Genomic DNA, 21,747 nt, shown 5'->3' on the forward strand with positions numbered 1-21,747 from the left:
GTCCTCCGGCGCTAGGCCAGCTGGGCTTCTGGGGTGGCGGGCTGCGGCGCGGTATCTCGAACCCCGCCCACCCGGGCGCCGGCGAGGACCTCGTATAGGACGGCCATGCGGACGACGACGCCCGCCTGGACCTGCTCGAGGATCGCGGCCTGCGGGGAGTCGACGACGCCGCCGCTGAGCTCGACGCCGCGGTTGACCGGCCCCGGGTGCATCAGGACCTGACGCGGCAGCAGCCGCTTGTCGTTGATCTGGTAGACGGCCGCGTACTCGCGCAGGGTCGGGATCCAGGCCTGGTCCATCCGCTCGTGCTGCATCCGCAGGGCGTAGACGACGTCCGCGTCCGGCAGGTCGTCGAGCGTGTAGCGCACCTCGCAGCCCATGGCCTCGATGCCGCGCGGGATCAGCGTCGGCGGGCCGCAGACGGTGACCTCGGCGCCCATCTTCTGGAAGGCGAGGATGTTCGAGCGGGCGACCCGCGAGTGCAGCACGTCGCCGACGATCCAGATCTTCGCCCCCGCCAGGTCCCCGACGCGGCGGCGCAGCGTGTAGACGTCCAGGAGCGCCTGTGTCGGATGCTCGTGCTTGCCGTCCCCCGCGTTGACGATCGCGGCGTCGGTCCAGCCGGCCACGAGCTCGGCGGACCCGGCCCACGGCGTGCGGATGACGATCGCGTCCGGCCGGTGCGCGTTGAGCGTCAGGACGGTGTCCTTGAGCGACTCGCCCTTCTCGACGCTCGAGCCGCTCGCGACGAAGTTCACGACGTCCGCGCTGAGCCGCTTGGCAGCGAGCTCGAAGCTCGACCGGGTGCGGGTCGAGGCTTCGTAGAAGAGGTTCAGGACGGTGTGACCGCGCAGGGCCGGCACCTTCTTGATCTCCCGGTCGGACGGGCTCGCGAAGGTCGCCGCGCGCTCGCAGATGCGCTCGATGGCGACGCGGTCCAGGTCCTCGATCGACAGCAGGTGCTTCATGCCGGCCCGCCTTCCGGGGTGGTGATGGTGACGCCGTCCTCGCCGTCGAGCTCCCTGACCGCGACGTTCACCCGCTCCTCGCGGGAGGTCGGCAGGTTCTTGCCCACGTAGTCGGGGCGGATCGGCAGCTCGCGGTGGCCACGGTCGGCCAGGACCGCGAGCTGGACGCGCGCGGGGCGGCCGTACTCGAAGAGGGCCTCGATCGCCGCCCGGACGGTGCGGCCGGTGTACAGGACGTCGTCGACGACGATGACCGTCCGCCCCTCGAGCGGGAAGTCGACGGTCGAGGAATGGACGACGGGCTGCTCGGGGCGCAGTGCGACGTCGTCGCGGTAGAAGCTGATGTCGAGCGCACCCTGGGCGACGTCCGTCTCGAGCAGGTCGCCGAGGAGCTCGGCGAGGCGCTGCGCGAGAATCGCTCCGCGGCGATGGATCCCGACGACGGCGAGCTGCTGCGGCTCGGCGTTCTTCTCGACGATCTCATGTGCGATGCGCACGAGCGTGCGCCGCATGTCGTCCTGGTCGAGGACCACTTTGTCCGTCATCTACGTCCTTCCTGGCCTCACGGGACCGGGTTAAAGGATGGCTTATGGAGACCCTATCAGCGGGGGTCGGACGGTCTCGTTGCCCTTGCTGCTCGTTCGGATTGGTGGCCGCGGTCGTTCGGCGGTCGGGCCCCAGGGCTTTCCGCCGCAATGCCCTTGTGGACCTGGCGGCCTCTGCTCGGCGGCCATGGCGCCCTGGCGCCCGACCGCCTTCCGGCCGCTGCTTCGCGGCGGGAGGGTCTCGGTCGTCCCCCCGCTCGCTCTCCGGTACAGCGTGGGAGCTAGGGGCGGCCGTGGCCGCCGCTGTCGCTCTCCGGTACCGCGGAAGAGCTGGGTCAGCCTCGTTCGATGCGGAGGACCACGTCGGCTCCCGTCGCCAGGCGGGTGCCGGACGGGGGGTCCTGCTGGACCACGACCCAGTTGGTCTCGTCGACGACGCCGAACGTCCCGCCGCCGAGGACGCTCGCGCGAAGCTGGAGGTCGTCCAGACGGTCCTGGGCTTGGTCGAGACGGGCACCGACGAGCTCCGGCACCGTCGGGAAGGACGGCCCCGGGTCGGACGGTGGAGTCGTGAGGGTCTGGGCCGGCGCCGTGACCGTGACGGCCTGCGTCGTCGTCTCGCTCACCGTCGTGGTCGGGGTGCCGCCGAGGGCCGCGACGAGCAGGACGCCGGCGAGGAAGCCGCCCGCGCCCGCGAGCGCGACGGTCAGCCGCGAAGGGCGCCACTGGCCGGCGGGACCGGCCGGATCGATGTGGGTGTGTTCGTCGTGCACGGCGGATCAGGTCGCCGGCGCCACGCGCGCCGGGGACTCCCAGCGTACGAGCTCGGGGTCGCCCTTCTCCGGGAACGGCACGTCGATGCTGTCGAAGTCGCGCGGCAGGACGGTGTGCTCGAAGACCCCGCGCGCCTCGTCGAGGACCGCGCGACCCGGGTAGCGCCCCGAGAGGTGCACCAGGGCCAGCAGTCCCACGTCCGCTTCCTTGGCGGTCTCGGCGGCCTGGGTGGCCGTCGAGTGGCGCGTGTGCGCGGCGCGGGCCGTGTCCTCGCGTAGGAAGGTCGACTCGTGGACGAGCAGGTCGGCGTGGTGCGCGGCCGCAGCCAGGCCGTCGCACGGTGCGGTGTCCCCGCTGAGGACGATCTTGCGGCCGTAGCGACCGGGCCCCATGACCTGCTCCGGGGTCACGTCTCCGACGGTCTCACCGCGCTGCAGCCGGCCGAAGTCAGGGCCGGGAGCGACCCCCAGCGAGCCGGCGAGCTCGGCGTCGAAACGGCCGGGGCGGTCGTCCTCGAGGATGCAGTACCCGTAGGCCAGGCCGCGGTGGCGGACGTTGAAGCTGCTGATCTCGTAGTCGCCGAACTCGACGACCTCGCCCGCGTCGAGCTCGCGCAGCGTGAACGGGAACGGCAGCGTCCCGAGCACGAACTTCAGGTTGGCGACGAGGTCGCGCAGCCCCGGCGGGCCGTAGAGGGTCAACGGCGCGGTGCGGTCCCGCAGCGCGAAGGACTTCAGCATCCCGGGCAGCCCGAGCCAGTGGTCGGCGTGGTAGTGCGTGAAGAAGACCGCGTCCACGTCGGTCAGGCCGACGCTCCGGGCGAGCTGACGCTGGGTCCCCTCACCACAGTCGAAGAGGATGCGATCGCCGCCGCGGCGCAGGAGCACCGCGGGCAGGCCGCGGCGCGGCGTGGGGACAGATCCGGCGGTCCCGGCGAAAAACAGCGAGAGGTCCATCAGCAGGCGGCAGGGTAGCGGCGGGCGTGCCCTCCCGCCGCCTGCGGGCGGAGCCGTTCAGATACGCCGGGCGCGAAGCTCGTCGCGGATCTCGGCAAGCAGGACGGCCTCGTCGGTCGGCGCAGGGCTCTCCTCAGGCGTCTGGCCGCGCTCCATCATGCGCTTCAGCGGCAGCACGAGGACGAAGTAGATCACCGCCGCGACGATCACGAAGTTGATCAGCGCGGTGAGCGTCGACCCGTAGATGATCTTGGAGTCGTTGATCGTGAAGCCCGCCCGGCCGAAGTCCGGCGAGCCGCCGATGACGCCGATGATGCCGCCGACGAAGTCCTCGGCGAACGCCTTGACCACCCCGCCGAAAGCGGCGCCGATGATGACGGCGACGGCGAGGTCGATGACGTTGCCGCGGAGCAGGAACTCCTTGAAGCCCTTCAGGATGTCGTTCATGGCGGCTGACCCTACCCGCCGTCCCGGAGGGCCTACGAATCCTCGGATCACGACCTTTCGTCTGATCTTGCTAACCGATGGTCAACAGTGGTGTATTCGCTCCCATGACCCGCTCCCAGCTCTTCCGCGCCGCTTTTGCCGTCGCCGGCGTCGGCGGCCTCTCCGTCGTGGTGTACGGCCAGCGCGACGCGCTCGCGGACCTCCCCTGGTCCAGCCGGCCCGGCGACCTCGCCGTCGCCGCGTTGCTGTTCTCGCTCGCGCCGCTGCTCCAGGCGCTGACCTTCCTGGTCGGGCTGCGGCGGCTGGGTGTCCGCAGCGACGCAGGCGCGGCGCTGCGGCTGTGGTCGCGCTCGTTCCTGCTGCGGTACGAGCCGAGCGGCCTGCTCGGGTTCGCCTATCGCGTCCGCGAACGCGACCGGCTGGGTGCGACCGCGCCGCAGATGCTGACCGTCACCGGCTACGAGCAGCTCGCGGCCGTGGCGGCCGGAGCGCTGGCGGCGGTCGGCGGGTTCGTCGTCGCCGGCGTGCGGCCGTCGTGGCCCGCGCTCGTGCTGCTCGGACTGGTCCTCGCGCTCGCGGCATCGCTGCGGCCGCAGTGGCTCGGCGGACGTCTGGTGGGGTTGCTCGAAGCGCGCGGGCTGCGCACCGCCGGGCTGCTGCCGGGCCGGACGCTGGCCGCGTTGGTCGCGGTGGACGCCGCGGGCTGGGTGGCGACCGGCGCCGGGGCGGTGGTGCTGTCGCGTGCGCTCGAAATCGACGGCCTCGGGACGGGGCTGCTGATCGGGGCGTTCGCGCTGTCCTGGCTGCTCGGGGTGCTCGTACCGCTGGCGCCCGGTGGGCTCGGACTGCGTGACGGCGCGTTCATCGTCGGCGTCGGCGTCGCCATCGGCGCCGGTCCGGCGACCGCGCTGGCCGTCGCGCTGCGCGTGGTCTCCCTGGCGGGCGAGCTGCTGGCGGCCGGGATCGTGGAGGCCGGGGTGGCGGTCGCGGGCGGGATCGGTCGGGCGGCTGCGACGCAGCGGATCTCGTCGGCGATGGTGGCGGGCTTCGTCCCGCCGGCCGCCGGCACGGTCGCCGCCCGTCCACGCCGCGCCGGGTCGGTCGTCGTCGTCCCCACCTACGAGGAGGTGGAGATGCTGCCGCGGTTCGTGGAGCGGTTCGCCGCCACCGGGCTCGAGCTCCTGATCGTCGACGACGCGTCACCGGACGGCACGGGCGCGCTCGCCGATGCGCTGGCGGCCGAACGGCCATGGATGCACGTCCTGCACCGGGAGGCGAAGGACGGGCTCGGGATGGCCTACCGGGCCGGGTTCGACTGGTGCCTGAAGCGTGGCTACGCCGTCATCGGCCAGATGGACTGCGACCTCTCGCACCCACCGGAGAAGCTGCTCGACATGCTGGCGGTGCTGGAGGCGCGCTCTGCTGACCTGGTCATCGGCAACCGCTACCTCCCTGGTGGCGGGACGGCGGGCTGGTCGCGCGGCCGGCGCGTGCTCAGCCGGGTCGGCTGCACGGGGTCCAAGCTCGTGCTCGGGCTCCCATACGACGACCTTTCCGGCGGCTTCAAGCTGTGGCGCGCGGACTGCCTGGCCGGCCTCGGGCTCGACGGCATGCTGTCGGCCGGCTACGCGTTCCAGGTCGAGACGACGCAGCTCGCGCACCTGACCGGTGCGCGGATCGAGGAGGTCCCGTTCGTCTTCTCCGAGCGTGTGGCCGGGGAGTCGAAGATGTCCCTGGCCGTCACGCTCGAAGGCGTGCGCGTGACTTTCGCCCTGCGGCAGCGGGCGCGCCGGTCACGGCGGTGGGGACCGTGACCGGGCGGCGGATCGATCCCCCTCAGCCCACCGTGATCGCGAACAGCCGGCGGGCCTGCTTGCCACCCGCGGTGCGGTAGGTGACGGTGACGGTCAGCCTCTGCCCGTCGGCGTTCCTGAGCAGGCGGCGCCCGACGGCCGTCAGCGTGACCTGCAGCTTCTGCGTCCGGCCCGCTCGCACGCTGTACGCCTTCTTCGTCGACCCGATCGTGATCAGGCGGCCGCGACGTCCCCGGACACCCACGCGGACGCTCGTCGTGCAGGCGCTCGACCGAGTGGTGGGGCAGGCGACCACGATGCCCGTATTGAGGCTCGTGCCCCCACCGGTCAGGGCGGCCTTGCCGCTGCGGGTGAACCGGGCGTTCGCGGCGACCGCGGGCTTGGCGGGCGCGGCCGGGGTCGCCGGCGTGCCGGGCGCCGCCGTCGCGGGCGGGACCGGCGCCGACGGGACCGCCGGCGCGGTGGGTACGGGAGCCTGTGAGGCCCCGGGGCCGGGCGCCGGAGTCGCCGGCGGGTCCGGGATCACCACAGAGGCGGTGCGGCTCGTGCCTCTGCCGGAAAGCTGGACGGTGGCGGTAGCGGTCCCGGCGGTCACCGAGAGCGTGGCGACAGCGTCACCCACCGTGGCTGGATCGAAGGTGATCCGCACGGTGCACGTCTCACCCGGCGCGAGTACCGTCCCGACCTTGCAGTCACCGGTCTCGGCGGCGAGGAGCGCGAACGCCGCCGCGTCCGCCCCGGTCAGGGTCAGGCCGCTCAGCGTCAGCGGCGAGGACCCGCCGTTCCTGACGGTCGTCGTCAGCGGCGTGCTCGTGCCATCAGCCACATCACGCGATCCGAAGTCCAAGGTGCCTGGGCCGGCCGCGAGCGGGTTCGCCGTCCCCGAAGTGCCGGTGCCGCTGCCACCGGCGCCACTGCCGCCGTTGCTCCCGCCGGTGCCGCTGAGCGCGACCGTGAGTGCCGGAGCGTTGCTGCTCACCGTGAGCGTCGCAGAGCGCCCGCCCACGTTGGACGGGTCGAACGTGACGCGGACGTTGCACGTCGCGCCGGCGAGCAGGACGGTCCCGACGGCACAGTCGGCCGGGCCGCCGGTGAGCCGGTTGAAGTCGCCGGCGTTGGTCCCGGTGACCGCCAGGGCCGTCAGCGTCGCGGGGCTTCCGCCGTCGTTGGTCACGACCGTCGTCTGCACCGCGGACGGGCCTGCGTTGACCGCCCGGGATGGGAATGCGAGCGCTGCGGGCGCCGCGGAGAGCACGGCCGGGTCGCGCTGGGCGTCGCCGACGGCGATCGACCGGGCAAGGACCAGCCCGGTGCCGATCGGCCCGAGGCTCGTGAGTGCCCCGGTGGAGAGGTTCACGGTGTACACCCTCGTCGTCCCGGCGACGGTGCCTGCGATCAGGCCGTCGCCGACGGCGACGGCCGTGCTGGTCGCCACGGCCACGTCACCGGGGATGTCGAGGCCGACGAACGCGCTGAAGTCGACCGGGCTGCCCCCGAGCGTCAGCGGCAGCGGCGTCGTCTGCGTCCCGTTGTTCGGCGGGTTCTGGATGTACAGGGAATCGGTCCCCGCGTCGAGCGTGTACTGCGTTGTGGTGCCACCGATCAGCGACTGCGTGAACGCGTTCGTGTAGCTCGTGGCGTTGACGCCGGTCACGCCTCCGCCGTTGATGTTCCCGTCCGGCTGGGTTCCGGCCGCGCCTGCGTTGCCGTCGACGGTTGCACCGGTGACAGGGTTCGCGCGTGCGTTGAGCCCGCCTGCGGTGACGATCCGGACGCGGTCGACCGTGGGGTTGAAGTCGATGCCGTAGGCGACAGTGGCGGGGCTCGGCAGGTCGATGGTCGCGCCGCCGTTGTCGACGTAGCCGGTGGGCCCGGCGCCGATTGCGGTGCTTGCACCGGACTGCGGGTCGACGACGTAGAGCCTGATGGTGTCCGCGCCGGCGTTGACCCCGACGCCGATCAGCTGGCCGGTCTGCGGGCGCCAGGTGACGCCGACGAGCGTGTCACCTGCGACGAGGCCGGTGACGGGCGCGACGGTCGCGACCGACGGCGTGGCGCTGTAGAAGCGCAGGAGCGCGGCGCCGTCCGACGTCAGCGCGATCGTCGGAAAACCGGCGCGGTCGAAGTCGTCCTGGAGCGCGAGCCCCTGGATGGCGGTCGTGCCCGCGCCGATGGTGCCGATCAGCGTGGCGTTGCCGCTCGCGAGGACGATCGAGTAGAGGCTCGTCGTGCCACCGACGTTGAGCGCCGCGAAGGCGACGGACCCGGCCGGCGCAGCCATGTTCGACGCCGGCGCCAGGACCGCGGCGTCGATGTCGAAGCCGGAGACGCCCGTGAAGTCCAGGGGGTTGCCGTTCAGCGTGATCGGCTGCGCCAGCGTCTGGGTGCCGTTGTTCGGGGGGTTCTGGATGTAGACGGCGTTCGAGGCCGCGTCGAGCGTGTAGAGCGTGGTGATGCCGTTGTTCGCGACGTTGTTCGTGTAGGCCGCGGCGTCGACCGTGCTCGTCCCGCCGTTCGTGTTCCCGTCGGCCGTGAACCCGTTGCCGAGGTTGCCGTCGTTGTCGACCGGGCCGCCGGTGTTGGGGTTCGCGCGGAAGTCGAGGCTGCCTGCGACCACGCGGATGCGGTCCACGGCAGGGTTGAAGTCGAAGCCGTACCCGACGGTCGCCGGGTCGGGCAGGTCGATCGGGGTCACGCCGTCGCCCGGGGCGACGAACGCGATGGCACCGGGAGTGCCCACGGGCGACGCGACTCCGGTCCGGCTGCCGATGACGTAGACCGTCGCGGTGTCCGCGCCGGCGTTCACGCCAAGCGCGTAGAGGCGGCCGTTCTGCGGGCGGACGTCGATGCCGACGAGCGTCTCGCCGCCGACGATCCCGGAGATCGCGACGGTCTGGGTCGTCCCGGGCGTGGCCGGGTCGAACGACAGCAGGTTCGTGCCCGAAAGCCCGTAAGCGACCTTCGCGGGCGCGGCGTGCGCTCCCGGGGCGATCGCGGCTCCAGCCGCGACGGCACCGATCAAGACAGCGGACAGGCGCCTGCAGGCGGACGAACGAGACATGGCGGCTCCCCGAAAAGCGGATAAGAAGATCCACACCTAAACAGATGTACGACCGCGGCAGGAAGAAAAGCGACCAATCGGGCGCGGCGGCGTCCGGTGGGGACCCGTCAGGCGTTCAGACGCGATCTGCGAAGCGAACCGTCACCTTGCCGGGACGTTCGCGCAGGCGTTGTCCCGCGCGATTGCTGGCGGCGTCCAGGATGACCGTGGTGAGCGAGGCGGCGAGAACCACGCGGCGCATGTGGCCCTGGCACACCGCAATCCCGAGTGACGAATACCCCGTGTCGACGGGGGTTTCGACAGCGCGCCCGGCTGGATTCGAACCAGCGGCTTCTTGCTCCGGAGGCAAGCACTCTATCCACTGAGCTACGGGCGCTGGGGCTGCTGGAGCCTAGCGGATCGTCGCGCGCGACCGACCAGAACGTACGTTCTGTCCGATGGGATGCGCACGATCACCGGCATATGACGCCCGGACCTGCGGGGGCATAGCCGACGCGGCTGTCCTCCACACGCTGACGGCGGCCGGCCTGGCGGTTCTCGGGCGCTCGGTCCCTACGACGCTGGCCGTCGAAACCGCCCCGTGCCGGCTAAAGCCCCGTGAGGGCCTCGGCGCCCAGGTCCCAGACCGTCACGGTCTGCTCTCCCGCGGCGAGCCGCACCGTCCGCCCCTCATCGATGCTGCCGCACGCTGCGCACGCGAGCCCGCGGTCGGTGAACGCCTGCACGGCCCGCGCCGCGTGCTCCGGGGGGGCGGCGAGGAGGTAGCCGTAGCTCGGGAAGGTGAGCAGCCAGCGCTCCAGGGCAGCGTCGTCGGGCCGCGGGAGGCGCTCGACGTCGAGCGTCGCGCCGCAGCCTGCGAGCTCCACCATCTGCAGCAGCGACCCGGCCGCGCCGGGCATCGAGATGTCGCGGGCCGCGTGGCACCAGCCCGCCTCGGCGACCTCGACGAGGGCCTCGCCGTCCGTCCGCAGCAGCTCCGCCGGGCGGTCGTGCAGCGACGTGAAGAAGGTGCCCGTTTCGCTCATGAAGCGGCCCTCGGTGGCGTACGCGACCAGGAGGACGTCCCCCGGCCGGGCGGCGGCCGCACGGAGGGGGACGCGGACGGTCCCCGTGCACGTGGCCGACAGCGCCGGGGCGTGCCCGATGGTCAGGTGTCCCCCGACGATCGGGACATCGAGGAGTCCGGCCGCCCACTTCAGCCCGGCAAGGACGGTTCGCGCGTGCTCGTGGTCGGGGCTGACGATCATGTCGACGATGCCGAGCGGCCGGCCGCCCATCGCCCGCACGTCGCTGACGTTGGTCACGACGGCGGCCGCTCCGGCCCCGAAAGGGTCGGCCAGCAGGAAGCCCGGCGCCATCGCCTCGCCGCACAGCACCAGGTAGCCGTCGCCGTGCGGGACGAGGGCGGCGTCGTCGCCGTCGATGCCGGCATCGAGCTCGGCGATCAGGGTCAGGTCACGCTTGCCCTCGACGCCCGCCGCGGTGCGCACGGCCGCCGCAAGCGCTGTGAGTTCCGCCTCGGTCATCGCGCCCAGTATGCCGAGCCGCGATGCGCGCCAGACAGGTTGACGCGCATCGCATCTCGGCGCTCGGAGGCGCTCACTATCTTTGCAACATGGCCGAACAGCATGCGACCGCCGGGCAGATCGACCTCTGCTACGAGACCTTCGGGGACGCTGCCGACCCGACGATCCTGCTCATCATGGGGCTCGGCACGCAGATGCTCGCGTGGCGAACCGAGTTCTGCGAGCTGCTGGCGGGCGAGCGCTACCACGTCATCCGCTACGACAACCGCGACGTGGGGCAGTCGACCCACTTCAGCGCCACGCCGCCACCCGGTCCGCTCGAGCTGATCCTGCGCCGGCCCCGTAGTCCGGCCTACACGCTGGACGACATGGCCGACGACGCGGCGAACCTGCTGGCTGCGCTGGACGTCGAGTCCGCGCACATCGTCGGCGTGTCGATGGGCGGGATGATCGCCCAGACGCTGGCTGTCCGGCACCCCGGTCGCGTACGTAGCCTGGTGTCCATCATGTCGACGACGGGCGCGCCCCTCGTCGGGATCCTGTCGCCGCGCGTCCTGCCCTACCTGCTCAAGCCGGCCTCGGCCGAGCGCGAGGAGGCGATCGCCCGTTCGCTGGCCCTCGCCGACGTCATCCACTCGCCCGGCTTCGAGCGGGACCGCGAGGGGACGCGCGAGATCGCGGGCGCGAGCTTCGACCGCTCGGGCGACCGCCGCGGGACCGCCCGCCAGATGGCTGCCATCCTCGCGTCCGGCGACCGCACCAAGGCCCTCGCGGGGATCACGGCGCCGACGCTCGTCGTCCACGGCGACAGCGACCGCATGGTCGCGGTGTCCGGCGGCAAGGCGACCGCAAAGGCGATTCCGGGGGCGCGCCTGGAGGTCGTCGCGGGCATGGGCCACGACCTGCCGCGCGGGCTCTGGCCGCGGCTCGTGAAGCTCATCGCGGATCAGGCGAGGGCGGCGGACGGCGGCCCCGCGCCGCTGCACGCGCGATGACCCTGGATCTCCTCGAGGGACCGAAACCCGACGAGCATCGGACTGGGTGATGAGGAACGGGTCTCGGCGAGACCCCGTGGCGGCTACGTCGGGCAGGGCGTGATGCGCACCGGCTCGTCGTCCCCCTTGAGCGCGACCACGTCGCCGGCCCGCAGCTGACGGCCACGGCGCGACTCGGGCTCGCCGTTGACCTGCACGAGGCCCTCGGTGAGGACGTGCTTGGCCTCGGTCCCGGAGTCCACCAGGCCGCTGTACTTCAGGAGTTGTCCGAGGCGGATGACCTCGTCACGGATGGGGACGTCGCGCACCGGACCAGTATGCCGCCTGGGTCGGGCCCCGCCGGCCAGCCCCGGTTCAGCCGCCGAAGCGGCCGCGGAGCGCCATGACGTTGGCGACGTAGCGCCGAGTCTCCGGCAGCATGCCGATGCGCCGCACCGAGTTGATGCCCTGGTAGTACCCGGCAGCGGCGAGCGCCTGGTCGCCGCCGGTGTCGCGCAGCAGCGACCCCAGGTAGAGGACGCCCGCGCCGACGTTGTCGATCGCCGACGAGGGGTCCAGCCGGCGCTTGGCGAGGTTTGCCTGCACCCACTCCCACGTCCCGGGCAGCACCTGCATCACGCCGCGGGCGCCGGCGGACGACACGACGCCGTTGCTGAAGCCGCTCTCCTGCCAGGCGATCGCCGAGGCGAGCGACGCGTCGACGCCGTTGCGGCTGGCGACCGCGGCGATGTCGCCGGCGCTCACGCTGCCCGTGGTCGGCTCGGGTGCGGCGGCCGCCGTCCGCGCGGGCGGCGCCGGCGCGCTGCTCTGCGCGGGGGCCGGCGTGCCCGCCGGGAGCTTCATGACGGTCCCGGCGACGAGGAACCCGTCCGGGTCAAGCCCGTTCGCCGACGCCATCTGCGACACGGACACGCCGGTCTGCGCCGCGAGGGCGGAGAGGGTGTCCCCCGGGCGCACGGTGTACGCACCGAGCGGCTGCGGCGCGACGGCGGCCGCCGTCGGCGTGGCTGCCGCGGACGCCGCCGGCGCGACGGGTGCAGGTGCGGGTGCGGCGCCGATGGCCGGGATCTGCAGCGTGGTCCCCTGCAGGAGCCCGGCGTCCGGCGGCAGGCCGTTCGCCGCGGCGAGGGCGGCGACGGTCAGCCCGTCGGCGGCCGCGATCGACGACAGGCTCTCCCCCGCCGCGACCGTGTGGACCGCCGCCGGCGCGGAGGCGCACACGGTGGCGAGGGACAGGACGGCGAGCAGCGTCGCGCGGCGGAGCATGCCCCGAGCCCTACCCACGGTCCGCCGGGCCACAGCTCCGCGAGCGTGGTTACGGAGCGTTGACAGCGCCGTTGCAGCGCCCCGCCGGACCGCCCGGCGATTCCCGCTGTTTGCGGGAATGGCTCGTGATGCCCTCCGCCACGCATGCGAACATACGTTCGTGACGTCGTCCGGCTCTGCCTACCAACGCTTCCGCCGTGCCCTGGCGACGCAGAACCTGATGCTGATCCGCGCGGCTGCGGCCGAGCTACCCCAGGTTCGCCTCGACGACGCGCTGGAGGTCTGCGTCCTGCTGCGCGACCGCGAGCCCGAGCGCTACGAGCGGGCCGCGGTGCGCTGGATCGCCCGTTTCTGCGTCGAACGGCAGGAGGTCACGGTCGAGGACGTCAGCCAGGCCAGCACCGCGTTCGCGCTGATGCGCACCGACCCGGTCCGCGCCCTCACGATCCTGCAGGTCCTTTGTGCTGGTCCCTAGCCAGGAAGTTGCTGGACCAGCGTGGCGACCGGCGCGAACAGGTCGCCGTCCCGCGCGACGCGCTCCAGGACGTCGGCGGGCGAGAACACCAGCGCCTCGGCGTCCCCCGCGGCGACTTCGTCCCAGCTCAGCGGCGTGGAGACCTGCGGCCGCGTCGTGGCCCGCGGCGAGTAGACGCACACCGTCGTGCGGAAGTCCTCGTTCTGCGCCCAGTCGACCAGCACCTTGCCCTTGCGCAGCGCCTTGGACTGCGTGGCGACCACGAGCTCGGGCGCTTCCTTCGCGAGGAGCTCGGCGACCATGCGCGCCATCCCCTTCGTCTGGGCGTACGTCGCCGACGGGTGGTTGAGCGGGACGTAGACCTGCATGCCCTTGGAGCCCGACGTCTTCGGGAACGCCTCCAGGCCGAGGCCGCCGAGCATGGCCTTCAGCCACGTGGCGACCGTGCAGCACTCCGCCAGGCCGGCGCCCTCGCCGGGGTCCAGGTCGAAGGCGAGGATCGTCGGGCAATCGACCGCGTCGGCCCGCGCGAGCGGGGTGTGCAGCTCGAGGTCGGCGATCTGGCCGAGCCACGCGAGCGCCGCCGCCGAGTCCGCCACCACGAACCCCTCGGACGTCGTCACCCAGTCCGGCCGGTGCGACGGCGCGTTCTTCTCGTAGAAGTGCGGCTTCTCGACGCCGTCCGGATAGCGCTTGAGCGTCAGGCGACGGTCGCGCAGGTGCGGGAGCAGGACGTCGGCGATCGCGACGTAGTAGTCGACGAGGTCCCGCTTCGTGAACCCGCTGGCGGGATAGAGGACCTTTGTCGGGTTGGACAGCGGCACGTCCTCCGCCCGCGTCCCGTCGGCGACCACGGCCCGGCGCGCCGGCCGAGCGGGCGTCGTGTCGACGAGGCCCTTGTAGGACGGGCCCCGGACCGTGCCGGCCGTCGTCCACTCCAGGAACTCCACCTCGCAGGTCAGGTCCGGCCGGCAGTAGATCGCCCCCTTCGGGATCTTCGCGGCGCCCTCGATGTCGGCGAACGGCGACTGCTCCTGCTCGCGCTCCAGCAGCAGCGCGCTCAGCCGCTTGAGCTCGGCGTCGTTGAATCCCGTCCCCACCCTGCCCACCGACCGCAGCCCGCCGCCGTCGACCGGCTGACCGAGCAGGAGCGCCCCGACCCGCTCGCGCCGGCGCCCCTCGCCCGGGACCCACCCGCCGATGACGAGGTGCTCCCGCCGCAGCAGCTTGTGCTTGCGCCACGCCCCGGTCCGGCGCCCCTGGTCGTAGGTCGAGTCCAGGCGCTTGGAGATGATCCCCTCCAGGCGCTGCGCCTTCGCTGCCGCCAGCAGCGCATCGCCCTGGCCGACCACGTGGTCGGGCGTCTTCCAGCGCTCGCCGTCCAGCCCGAGCTCGGCCAGCGCGGCTCGGCGCTCGAGGTACGGCAGCCCCATCAGCGAGTGCCCGTCCTGCCACAGCAGGTCGAAGATCATGAACGTGACCGGCAGCTCCTTCGCGAACCGCTTGCGGGCTGCGTCGCGGGTGACGTGCATGCGCTGCTGCAGCGCGCCGAAGGACGGGCGACCGCCCGAGTCGAGCGCAACGATCTCCCCGTCGAGGATCACCTGGTGCTCGTGCAGTGCCCGGTTCAGGCGGTGCAGCTCCGGATACTGGGCGGTGATGTCGTTGCCGGCGCGCGAGCGCAAAGTGATGGTGCCCGGGATCGAGTGGGCGATCGCGCGCACGCCGTCCCACTTGACCTCGAAGGCCCACTTCGCCTGCTCGCGGGCGGGCGGCAGCGCCTTCGCCATCTGCGCGAGCATCGGCGTCAGCGCCTTCGGCATCGGCTCCCGGTCCGGGTCGGCCGGCGGGTCCATCCGGTGGATCATCCACTCCGGATCCCCGTCCTTCTTGCCGATCGGGAAGAGCGCGTAGCGGGCGGACTCCCGGGTGCCGTGCAGGTGGACCTCGATCTTCTCGCCCTCGACCCACTTCAGGACGTCGTAGGTGCCGTGGTCGAAGATCGTCATCGTCCCGGCGCCGTAGCTGCCGGCCGGGATCTCGCCGTGGAAGTCGAGGTACTTGAGCGGGTGGTCCTCGGTCCGGACGGCGACGTGGTTCGTGCCGGGCTCGGGCGGGAGGCCGCGGGGGACGGCGAACGACGCGAGCACCCCGTCGCGCTCGAGGCGCAGGTCCCAGTGCAGGCGGGTGGCGCTGTGCTCCTGGACGACGAACCGCGGGGCGTCGCCGGCGGCGCTGGTGCTGTCGTCCGCCCCGGGCTCGGGGGTGGCGGCGAAGTCGCGCTTGGCGGCGTAGTCGTCGAGCGGGGCGGCCATCGGGGACCGCCGACTCTACGACCCCGCCCCGCCGCCGAGAGCCTTCAGCGCCCGCGCCGGCGTCCCCGCGATGACATGGCCGCCCGGGAAGTCGCCGCCGTTCAGCACGGCGCCCGCAGCGGCGACGCTGTTCGCGCCGATCGTCGTCCCGCGCAGGACGACCACGTTCGTGGCGAGGAAGACGTTGTCGGCGAGCGTCACGGCGGTGCTGCGCAGCGGCTGCTCCATGAAGAACGTGCCGGACCCGTCGAAGCCATGGTCGGAGTCGATGACCGTGACGCGCTCGGCGAACCCGCAGAGGTCCCCGATCGTGATGGCCGTCTCGCAGTGCACGGTCGTGGTGCGCCCGAGGATCGAGCGGCGTCCGACCCGCAGCTCGCCCGCGGACTTCAGCTCGCAGCGATCGCGGACCTGCGCGTCCGCGGCCAGGCGGATCGCGCCGCCCCACGGCTGCAGGCGCACGCCGTTCTGGAAGGTCACGCGGTCGCCGATGTCGATCGTCCCGTCGAGGCCGGCACGCACGTCGAGCACGAGATCCCGCCCGATCTTCACGTCGCGGCCGATCCGCAGCGTGAGCGTGCCGGGGTAGCCGTCGATCTCCAGCCGCGGCGGGCTGAGGAACCGCGGCACCTCCGCGACCTCGAGCACGAGGCGCCCGCCGAGCCGGCGCAGCCGCGCCTGGACCGTGAGCGCCCAGAGGCGGAACCGCAGCGCGCGCAGCAGCTGCAGCGCGGCGCTCACGAGCGTGAGGACCGCTCAGCCACCCGCCACGGCGGGGAGGATCTGGACCTCGCCGCCGGCGGGGACCGGCGTGTCCAGACCCTGCTCGAAGCGGATGTCGTCGCCGCCGACGTAGACGTTGACGAACCGGCGGAGGCCGCCCTCGTCGTCGTAGATCCGCTCACGCAGCTCACCGTGCACGGCGAACAGCGCGTCGAGGACCTCCGTGACGGTGCTGCCCTCGACGGTGACGACGCCCTCGCCGCCCGACATCGCGCGCAGCTGGGTGGGGATCTTGACCTTGACGCTCATGACGTGGTGCTTTCCTGGTTCCTGGGTGGGGCTCTAACGGGACCCGGCGACGGCGAACTCGGCCTCGAAGGCGTCGTAGTTCGGCTCGATCGTGTGGGTCGTGAAGCTGTCGCGGACAGCGTCGAGGGTCTTCAGGCCCTCGCCGGTGATGACGATGACGACGCGCTCGTCGGGATCGATGTCCCCGCGGTCGGCCAGCTTCTTCAGCGTGGCCGTCGTCACGCCGCCGGCCGTCTCGGTGAAGACGCCGGTGGTGCGGGCGAGCAGCGCGATGCCCTCGCGGATCTCGTCGTCGGTGACGGAGTCGATCTTGCCGCCACTGCGGCGGGCCAGCTCGAGCGCGTACGGGCCGTCGGCCGGGTTCCCGATCGCGAGCGACTTGGCGATCGTGTCGGGCTTGACGGGCCGGCAGACGTCGTGGCCGTTCTCGAACGCCGTGGCGACCGGGGAGCAGCCGAGTGCCTGCGCGCCGTTCATGGTCGGCAGCTCGCCGGTGGCGATGCCGAGCTCGAGCCACTCCTCGAAGCCCTTGGCGATCTTCGTGAAGAGCGACCCGGAGGCGATCGGGGCGACGATGCGATCGGGGGTGCGGAAGCCGAGCTGCTCGGCGATCTCGTACGCGAGGGTCTTGGACCCCTCGGCGTAGTACGGGCGCATGTTGACGTTCACGAACGCCCACCGGTCGCGCTCACCGGAGAGCTCGGTACAGAGGCGGTTGACGTCGTCGTAGTTGCCCTTCACGGCGACGACGTTCGTCCCGTAGACCCCGGTCGCGAGGATCTTCTGCTCCTCGAGATCGGACGGGATGAAGACGTAGGAGCGCATGCCGAGCGCGGACGCCTGGGCGGCGACGGCGTTGGCGAGGTTGCCGGTCGACGCGCAGGCGAGCGTGTCAAAGCCGAGCTCCCGGGCGCGGTGGGTGGCGACGGAGACGACGCGATCCTTGAAGGAGTGCGTCGGGTTGGCCGCGTCGTTCTTGACCCAGACCTCGTTGAGGCCGAGCTCCGCCGCGAGGCGGTCGGCGCGGATCAGCGGGGTGCACCCGGCCGGGAGGCCGGAGCGGGAGGCGCCGCGGGTGGAGGCGCCCGGCGAGCCGCCGGCGAGCGGCAGGAAGTCCGCGTAGCGCCAGATGTTCTGCGGCCCCGCCTGGATGCGGCGACGCTGATGGTCCGGATCGCCCGCGAGGGCGCTGTAGTCGTAGGCGACTTCGAGAGGACCGAAGCACTTCTCGCAGACATAGCGCGCCTCCAGGGCGTACTCCGTCTTGCACTCTCGACACTTCAGGGCTGTTGCCGGCATGAAAAAACCTCCGCGTGATTCGTGGCGGAGGTTCGGTGCGGCAAGGCTCTGAACTCCGGCCACATCTGTCAGGAATTGGCACCTTTCCCGCTGCTGTTCACCGATGACGGTGCGTCGCGTGCGGTTGGTTGCCGGGGTTTCGTCGGGCCAGTCCCTCCACCCCTCTGGATGTGTCCAGCTATGTACGACCGAGTGTACACGTTCGATCGGCACGGACCAACGGGGCTTGAACCTCGCGCGCACGTCGCCCGGTAAACTGTCGCACGACGCGTCCCCGACCCGTCGCCGCCATGCCCCTGACCGACGAGCCCCGAAGTCCCCGTGCCGAACCTGCCCAAGCCACGCTTGCGGAGGACCGCGCGCACCCGCGGGTCGGGAGCCTCACGGCCGCCTGAGCAGGACGACGCCCCGCGCGTCGAGATCGTCGAGCACGACGGTCTGCGCTGGATCAACATCGAGCGGCCGCGGCAGGACGAGCGCGCCTGGCTCGAGGAGCACTTCGACTTCCACCCGCTGGACTACGAGGACGTCTACTCGCGCAACCAGCGCCCGAAGGTGGACGAGTACCCCGACTACCTCTTCGTGGTGCTGCACTTCGCGGCGTTCGACAAGAACGTGGGCCGGCTCAACGCCGCCGAGCTCGACATGTTCGTCGGCCCCGACTACGTCATCACGCTCCCGAACGAGGCGCTCGCCCCCGTCGAGTACCTCTTCGAGCGGACCCGGGCCCGCGAGGACTTCCGCGAGCAGCTGTTCTCCAAGGGCGCCGGCTACCTGCTCTACAAGATCGTCGACGACTGCGTCGACGCGTCGTTCCCGATGCTGCGCAAGATCGGGAACAAGCTCGAGCGCCTCGAGGAGGACATCTTCGAGGGCCGCTCCAAGGAAGTCGTGCGGGACATCTCCAACGCCAAGCAGGAGATCATCAACTTCCGCAAGATCGTCCGGCCGCAGCGCGCCGCCCTGGGCGACCTGGAGCGCACGAAGCGCTACATCCCCGAGGGCCTGGACATCTACTTCGACGACATCAACGATGCGTCCGAGCGGATCTGGGACATGCTCGAGAACTTCAAGGAGGTCTCGGAGGGGCTCGAGTCCACCAACGAGTCCGTGCTGTCGCACCAGCTGAACGACATCCTGCGCGTCCTGACCGCGTTCAGCGTGGTCCTGCTCCCGCTGACCCTGCTGGCGAGCATCTTCGGCATGAACACCGGCGTCCCCGGTGAGGGGCACATCGCCGGCTTCTGGGCTGTTGTGGGCGTGATGGTCGTGCTGCTCGGCGGGATGCTCTTCGCATTCCGCCGGCGCGGGCTGCTGTAGCCCGCGCCGGCCGGCCGCCGTTCGTCGTCGGTCAGGGTGCCTTGGGGCGCGCGGGCACCGGGGCGGGCGCGCTGGGCCGCGACGGTGCCGCGGCGGGCGCGGGCGGGCGCGCCGGGACCGGTGCCGCAGGGCGTGCCGGGGCAGGGGTGGCGGGGGTCGCAGGGCGCGGGGCCGGAGCCGCCGGGCGGGGTGCGGGGGCAGGCGTCGCCGGCACGGGCCGCGTCGTCACGGGCGGCCGCGGGGCCGGAGCCTTCAGGACCGGCGGCCTGGTCGGGTAGGCCTGGGGCACCGGGAGCACGCGGCCCGGCCCCGGCCGGACGGCACGAAGGGCCGGCAGCAGGCGCATGGTGGAGCCGTTCGCGTAGACGACGGAGTCGAAGCCGCCGGCTGCGGGGCTGACCCGCGGGAGCTTGGCGACGGCGGCCGGACAGCGCACCCCGCCGGTGATCGCCGGCACGGTGTCCACCGCGGTGACCTGCGGCAGCCCGCCCTTCGTCCACGTGACGTAGCGCTCGCGGACCGTCCGCGCCGGCGGGACGATGAAGGCGTAGGCGTTGTTCTGCACCGTGGTCTTGATCGCGGTGCCGTCGGGGGCGGTCAGGAAGGCCTCGCGCACGCCGTCCGGGGCCAGGCCGCTGATGGCCACGAGGCGCCCGCCGGGGCCCGAGCAGCCCTCGACGGTCGGACGGGCCCGCGCACGGAGCAGGTCCGCGACGGAGCCGCCACCCCCGCTCGGCGCGTCGCCGAGCGCGACGACGACCGCGCCCTCGAGCGGCTTGTCCGTCGCCGCGATGGCGGCCCTGGCCGCACGCAGGCGCTTCGCCGCAGACCCGCCGCGCAGCCGCGACGGCAGCGGCTTGGCCGGGACGGTGAGCGCCGGAGACCCACCGGCGACGGGGGCCGCAGGCAGCGCCGGGACGGCGAGCGGGCGCAGGCGACGGACGGCAGGCGCTCCCGACCGGGCGGGAGCGGTGCGCAGGAAGCGCTGCAGCACCTTGCTGCGTGCGCGCAGGGCGCGGACGTCGTAGAGGACCGACGCCGGCGCGACCCCGCCGCAGTCCACGGCCCGGATGTCGGCCACCGGCACGAGCCACGCCTGTCCGCCACGCGGCGTCGTGCGGATCAGGCGGGCGCGCGTGGCGTCGAACTCAGCACCGGTCACGCGGAGACGCTCGAGCGCGGCCTTCGGCAGGGTGTCGCCGGCCGTGCGGGGCCGTCTGAGCACGCTGAACGCGTCCAGCAGCCGGTCGCTCGGGACGGGCTTCGCCGCGGTGGCCGGGGCGGCCGGCGCCGCGGGCCGGATGAGCTTGCCGTTGCGTGGGTTCAGCCGCACGATGGCGGCCGGCGAGGGCAGGCAGCCGGCGACGCCGAACGGGACCGGGCTCGCGTACCTGACCGGGGGCCGCCGCTCGTTCGCCCCTGAGGCGAGGCTCACCGCGGTCAGCCCTGCGGCGCAGGTGACGCCGACGACGGGCAGGGTGTGGCGGGCGCGGATCACGGGCGGGACTCCTCGGGTGGTGTGGGTGTGGCGGGAAGGCAGCGGCCGGCGCGGGTGCACCGCAGGACCACGGAGCTGTCCGGGCCGGCCACCGTGGTGGCGGTGACCTCGCGGGCCCCGGGCAGCGCGACGGCGAAGACGGACAGGCCGGACGGGACGCCGCGAGGGACCGCGCGCGGATCGATCGCGACGGCCATCGCACGCGTGGTGGCGCCCGGCGCACCGGCGACCTCGAGCGGGCGGGAGCGCACAGCGGCGGCGGTCGCGCCCGCGGGCAGGACGCCGAAGACCCAGGTGACGTCCGCGACCGGGTCGATGTAGGTCTGGATGCGGCGGTCGCGCAGCGCGGCCGGCGAGGGAGCACCCGTCGCGGATCCGGTCGGCAGGCCCCCGCGGCGCGCGGCGACGTCGCAGCGCGAGCCGGCCCCGCCGCCGGGGACATCGAGGAACAGCCCGACGGCCTGAACGGTCCCGTATCGGCACAGCGACGCCGACAGGCGCCACGGGATCCCGCGCGCGCTGCCCGCGGCCACGGCGACCGGCGTCCCGGCGGCGTCCGGCGACAGCGCCCCCGGGCCGTCGAGCGACCCTGGCGCCGCCGGCGGGTTGGTGCCGAAGAGCGTGTCGTGGGTGGCGACCGCGGTCGGCCCGACCAGCAGTGCGGCCACCGCGCCGAGCCCGATCCAGCGGCGCCGCCCGACGACCGGGTGGCGGCCGAGCGCCCCGCGGACCCGTTCCGCGCCGTCGCGGAGCCGCGCGGCGCCGCGCAGTTGCGCCGGGGCGGCCGCGTACGCTTGGTCCAGGCGCCGCCCGAGCTCCGCCAGGATCGCGTCCGGGTCCCGGTGCTCGCGCGTCTCGTCGTCGCGCCGGTCCGGGCTCATGACGTCCCCTCGGCGGGCCGGTGGCCGTCGAGGGCGGTTGCCAGCAGGCGCAGCCCGCGTGAGACCCGGGCGCGCGCGGCCTGCTCGCTGATGCCGAGCCGCTGCGCGATGACGTCGTAGCCCAGCTCGCGTTCGACCCGCAGGCGGACGGCGTCGCGCTGCTCCTGGCTGAGCTCGTCCAGCGCGCTGAGCAGCGCGACCTTGAGCGTCCCGAGCTCCGCGAGGTCCTCGACGCGGAGCAGCTCGTCGTCGGTCAGGACGACGCGCTCGACGCCGAGTCGCTGCATCGCCCGTCGCTCGGCTGCACCCTGGCGCAGGGCCTCGTGCAGCGTGTTGCGGGCGATGCCGAAGAGCCAGGCGCTGAGGGCGTCGTCGTCCCCGCCGGCGAACCGGCGCCGCGACGCGAAGGCGCGGGCGAACGTCTCGCCGACGAGGTCGGTCGCCAGCTGCGCGTCGTAGGTCCGGCGCGTGAGCCACACCAGCAGCCGGCGGCCGTCGCGCTCGTAGGCGGCGCTGAGGCGTTCGGGGGTGAGGCGGTCGGCAGCGGGCATCCACAGTGACCTTGACGCGAGCGC

The 21,747-nt window shown here is 72.9% G+C and carries 20 protein-coding genes, 1 tRNA gene and 1 riboswitch; of the genes, 4 read left to right on the forward strand and 17 right to left on the reverse strand.

Annotated elements, in window-relative coordinates:
* Positions 1-11: 11 nt before the first annotated feature.
* The 5 genes from DSM112329_RS13175 to mscL all read right to left on the reverse strand — a co-directional run bounded on the left by DSM112329_RS13175 (position 12) and on the right by mscL (position 3,690).
* Positions 12-968 (reverse strand): aspartate carbamoyltransferase catalytic subunit, encoded by a 957-nt coding sequence (locus DSM112329_RS13175; protein WP_354702281.1) that lies wholly within the window; start codon positions 966-968, stop codon positions 12-14.
* A complete protein-coding gene (pyrR, locus tag DSM112329_RS13180; RefSeq protein ID WP_354702282.1) occupies positions 965-1,513 on the reverse strand; it encodes a bifunctional pyr operon transcriptional regulator/uracil phosphoribosyltransferase PyrR in 549 nt (182 codons plus the stop codon). Before pyrR ends, DSM112329_RS13175 begins: the two co-directional genes overlap by 4 nt.
* Positions 1,514-1,848: 335 nt before the next feature.
* The gene (locus tag DSM112329_RS13185) at positions 1,849-2,286 is read right to left on the reverse strand and encodes a PASTA domain-containing protein (protein WP_354702283.1); all 438 of its coding nucleotides are present in this window, start codon (positions 2,284-2,286) and stop codon (positions 1,849-1,851) included.
* A gap of 6 nt (positions 2,287-2,292) precedes the next feature.
* Entirely contained in the window at positions 2,293-3,243 is a 951-nt protein-coding gene (locus DSM112329_RS13190; RefSeq protein ID WP_354702284.1) for a ribonuclease Z, read from the reverse strand.
* A 57-nt stretch (positions 3,244-3,300) separates the two neighbouring features.
* Entirely contained in the window at positions 3,301-3,690 is a 390-nt protein-coding gene (mscL, locus tag DSM112329_RS13195; protein ID WP_354702285.1) for a large conductance mechanosensitive channel protein MscL, read from the reverse strand.
* A gap of 104 nt (positions 3,691-3,794) precedes the next feature.
* Here mscL and DSM112329_RS13200 point away from each other — a divergent pair, with 104 nt between their 5' ends.
* Positions 3,795-5,504 (forward strand): glycosyltransferase, encoded by a 1,710-nt coding sequence (locus DSM112329_RS13200; protein WP_354702286.1) that lies wholly within the window; start codon positions 3,795-3,797, stop codon positions 5,502-5,504.
* A gap of 22 nt (positions 5,505-5,526) precedes the next feature.
* Here the strand turns inward: DSM112329_RS13200 and DSM112329_RS13205 are convergent, their stop codons facing one another.
* The 3 genes from DSM112329_RS13205 to DSM112329_RS13215 form a co-directional block, all read right to left on the reverse strand.
* Positions 5,527-8,526, reverse strand: coding sequence for a DUF4394 domain-containing protein (locus DSM112329_RS13205; protein WP_354702287.1), 3,000 nt, complete (start codon positions 8,524-8,526; stop codon positions 5,527-5,529).
* Positions 8,527-8,868: 342 nt separating this feature from the next.
* Positions 8,869-8,941: transfer RNA gene (locus DSM112329_RS13210), tRNA-Arg, on the reverse strand.
* A 211-nt stretch (positions 8,942-9,152) separates the two neighbouring features.
* On the reverse strand, positions 9,153-10,091 hold the full coding sequence (locus DSM112329_RS13215) for an AIR synthase related protein (RefSeq protein ID WP_354702288.1): 939 nt from the start codon (positions 10,089-10,091) through the stop codon (positions 9,153-9,155).
* A gap of 89 nt (positions 10,092-10,180) precedes the next feature.
* Here DSM112329_RS13215 and DSM112329_RS13220 point away from each other — a divergent pair, with 89 nt between their 5' ends.
* On the forward strand, positions 10,181-11,086 hold the full coding sequence (locus DSM112329_RS13220; protein ID WP_354702289.1) for an alpha/beta fold hydrolase: 906 nt from the start codon (positions 10,181-10,183) through the stop codon (positions 11,084-11,086).
* A gap of 83 nt (positions 11,087-11,169) precedes the next feature.
* Here DSM112329_RS13220 and DSM112329_RS13225 read toward each other — a convergent pair whose 3' ends face one another.
* Both DSM112329_RS13225 and DSM112329_RS13230 read right to left on the reverse strand, forming a co-directional pair.
* Positions 11,170-11,394: an RNA-binding S4 domain-containing protein gene (locus tag DSM112329_RS13225; RefSeq protein ID WP_354702290.1), complete on the reverse strand. Its 225-nt coding sequence runs from the start codon at positions 11,392-11,394 to the stop codon at positions 11,170-11,172.
* 46 nt (positions 11,395-11,440) lie between these two features.
* Entirely contained in the window at positions 11,441-12,352 is a 912-nt protein-coding gene (locus DSM112329_RS13230; RefSeq protein ID WP_354702291.1) for a LysM peptidoglycan-binding domain-containing protein, read from the reverse strand.
* Positions 12,353-12,512: 160 nt separating this feature from the next.
* Between DSM112329_RS13230 and DSM112329_RS13235 the strand changes: the two genes are divergently transcribed.
* On the forward strand, positions 12,513-12,827 hold the full coding sequence (locus DSM112329_RS13235) for a hypothetical protein (protein WP_354702292.1): 315 nt from the start codon (positions 12,513-12,515) through the stop codon (positions 12,825-12,827).
* Here DSM112329_RS13235 and ligD read toward each other — a convergent pair.
* Genes ligD through thrC form a run of 4 tightly spaced genes read right to left on the reverse strand, consistent with a single transcriptional unit; the run spans position 12,824 to position 17,473 of the window.
* Positions 12,824-15,142, reverse strand: coding sequence for a DNA ligase D (ligD, locus tag DSM112329_RS13240; protein ID WP_354702293.1), 2,319 nt, complete (start codon positions 15,140-15,142; stop codon positions 12,824-12,826). The genes DSM112329_RS13235 and ligD overlap by 4 nt on opposite strands.
* A 15-nt stretch (positions 15,143-15,157) precedes the next feature.
* Positions 15,158-15,883, reverse strand: a complete 726-nt coding sequence (locus tag DSM112329_RS13245; RefSeq protein WP_354702294.1) for an acyltransferase — start codon at positions 15,881-15,883, stop codon at positions 15,158-15,160.
* A 15-nt stretch (positions 15,884-15,898) separates the two neighbouring features.
* Complete coding sequence (locus DSM112329_RS13250; protein WP_354702295.1) at positions 15,899-16,174, reverse strand: ubiquitin-like small modifier protein 1; 276 nt, start codon at positions 16,172-16,174, stop codon at positions 15,899-15,901.
* 33 nt (positions 16,175-16,207) lie between these two features.
* Positions 16,208-17,473, reverse strand: coding sequence for a threonine synthase (thrC, locus tag DSM112329_RS13255; protein WP_354702296.1), 1,266 nt, complete (start codon positions 17,471-17,473; stop codon positions 16,208-16,210).
* A gap of 58 nt (positions 17,474-17,531) precedes the next feature.
* Positions 17,532-17,648, reverse strand: a riboswitch (SAM riboswitch).
* A 170-nt stretch (positions 17,649-17,818) separates the two neighbouring features.
* Here thrC and DSM112329_RS13260 point away from each other — a divergent pair.
* Positions 17,819-18,793 (forward strand): magnesium transporter CorA family protein, encoded by a 975-nt coding sequence (locus DSM112329_RS13260; RefSeq protein WP_354702297.1) that lies wholly within the window; start codon positions 17,819-17,821, stop codon positions 18,791-18,793.
* Between the two features lie 31 nt (positions 18,794-18,824).
* On the opposite strand, the gene DSM112329_RS13265 is transcribed toward DSM112329_RS13260, so the two are convergent.
* Genes DSM112329_RS13265 through DSM112329_RS13275 form a run of 3 tightly spaced genes read right to left on the reverse strand, consistent with a single transcriptional unit; the run spans position 18,825 to position 21,723 of the window.
* Complete coding sequence (locus tag DSM112329_RS13265; RefSeq protein ID WP_354702298.1) at positions 18,825-20,291, reverse strand: hypothetical protein; 1,467 nt, start codon at positions 20,289-20,291, stop codon at positions 18,825-18,827.
* Complete coding sequence (locus DSM112329_RS13270; protein WP_354702299.1) at positions 20,288-21,172, reverse strand: hypothetical protein; 885 nt, start codon at positions 21,170-21,172, stop codon at positions 20,288-20,290. The genes DSM112329_RS13265 and DSM112329_RS13270 overlap by 4 nt, the downstream gene beginning before the upstream one ends.
* Complete coding sequence (locus DSM112329_RS13275; protein WP_354702300.1) at positions 21,169-21,723, reverse strand: RNA polymerase sigma factor; 555 nt, start codon at positions 21,721-21,723, stop codon at positions 21,169-21,171. Before DSM112329_RS13275 ends, DSM112329_RS13270 begins: the two co-directional genes overlap by 4 nt.
* Between the last annotated feature and the right edge of the window lie 24 nt (positions 21,724-21,747).

It is taken from the genome of Paraconexibacter sp. AEG42_29, from assembly GCF_040581415.1.
In the GTDB taxonomy this organism is placed as follows: domain Bacteria; phylum Actinomycetota; class Thermoleophilia; order Solirubrobacterales; family Solirubrobacteraceae; genus Paraconexibacter.

Bases quoted from the DNA above. Each gene is read 5' to 3' on its own strand.
- DSM112329_RS13175 (WP_354702281.1), bottom strand. From the start codon at position 968: ATGAAGCACCTGCTGTCGATCGAGGACCTGGACCGCGTCGCCATCGAG.
- pyrR (WP_354702282.1), bottom strand. From the start codon at position 1,513: ATGACGGACAAAGTGGTCCTCGACCAGGACGACATGCGGCGCACGCTC.
- DSM112329_RS13190 (WP_354702284.1), bottom strand. From the start codon at position 3,243: ATGGACCTCTCGCTGTTTTTCGCCGGGACCGCCGGATCTGTCCCCACG.
- mscL (WP_354702285.1), bottom strand. From the start codon at position 3,690: ATGAACGACATCCTGAAGGGCTTCAAGGAGTTCCTGCTCCGCGGCAAC.
- DSM112329_RS13200 (WP_354702286.1), top strand. From the start codon at position 3,795: ATGACCCGCTCCCAGCTCTTCCGCGCCGCTTTTGCCGTCGCCGGCGTC.
- DSM112329_RS13215 (WP_354702288.1), bottom strand. From the start codon at position 10,091: ATGACCGAGGCGGAACTCACAGCGCTTGCGGCGGCCGTGCGCACCGCG.
- DSM112329_RS13220 (WP_354702289.1), top strand. From the start codon at position 10,181: ATGGCCGAACAGCATGCGACCGCCGGGCAGATCGACCTCTGCTACGAG.
- DSM112329_RS13230 (WP_354702291.1), bottom strand. From the start codon at position 12,352: ATGCTCCGCCGCGCGACGCTGCTCGCCGTCCTGTCCCTCGCCACCGTG.
- ligD (WP_354702293.1), bottom strand. From the start codon at position 15,142: ATGGCCGCCCCGCTCGACGACTACGCCGCCAAGCGCGACTTCGCCGCC.
- DSM112329_RS13250 (WP_354702295.1), bottom strand. From the start codon at position 16,174: ATGAGCGTCAAGGTCAAGATCCCCACCCAGCTGCGCGCGATGTCGGGC.
- thrC (WP_354702296.1), bottom strand. From the start codon at position 17,473: ATGCCGGCAACAGCCCTGAAGTGTCGAGAGTGCAAGACGGAGTACGCC.
- DSM112329_RS13270 (WP_354702299.1), bottom strand. From the start codon at position 21,172: ATGAGCCCGGACCGGCGCGACGACGAGACGCGCGAGCACCGGGACCCG.
- DSM112329_RS13275 (WP_354702300.1), bottom strand. From the start codon at position 21,723: ATGCCCGCTGCCGACCGCCTCACCCCCGAACGCCTCAGCGCCGCCTAC.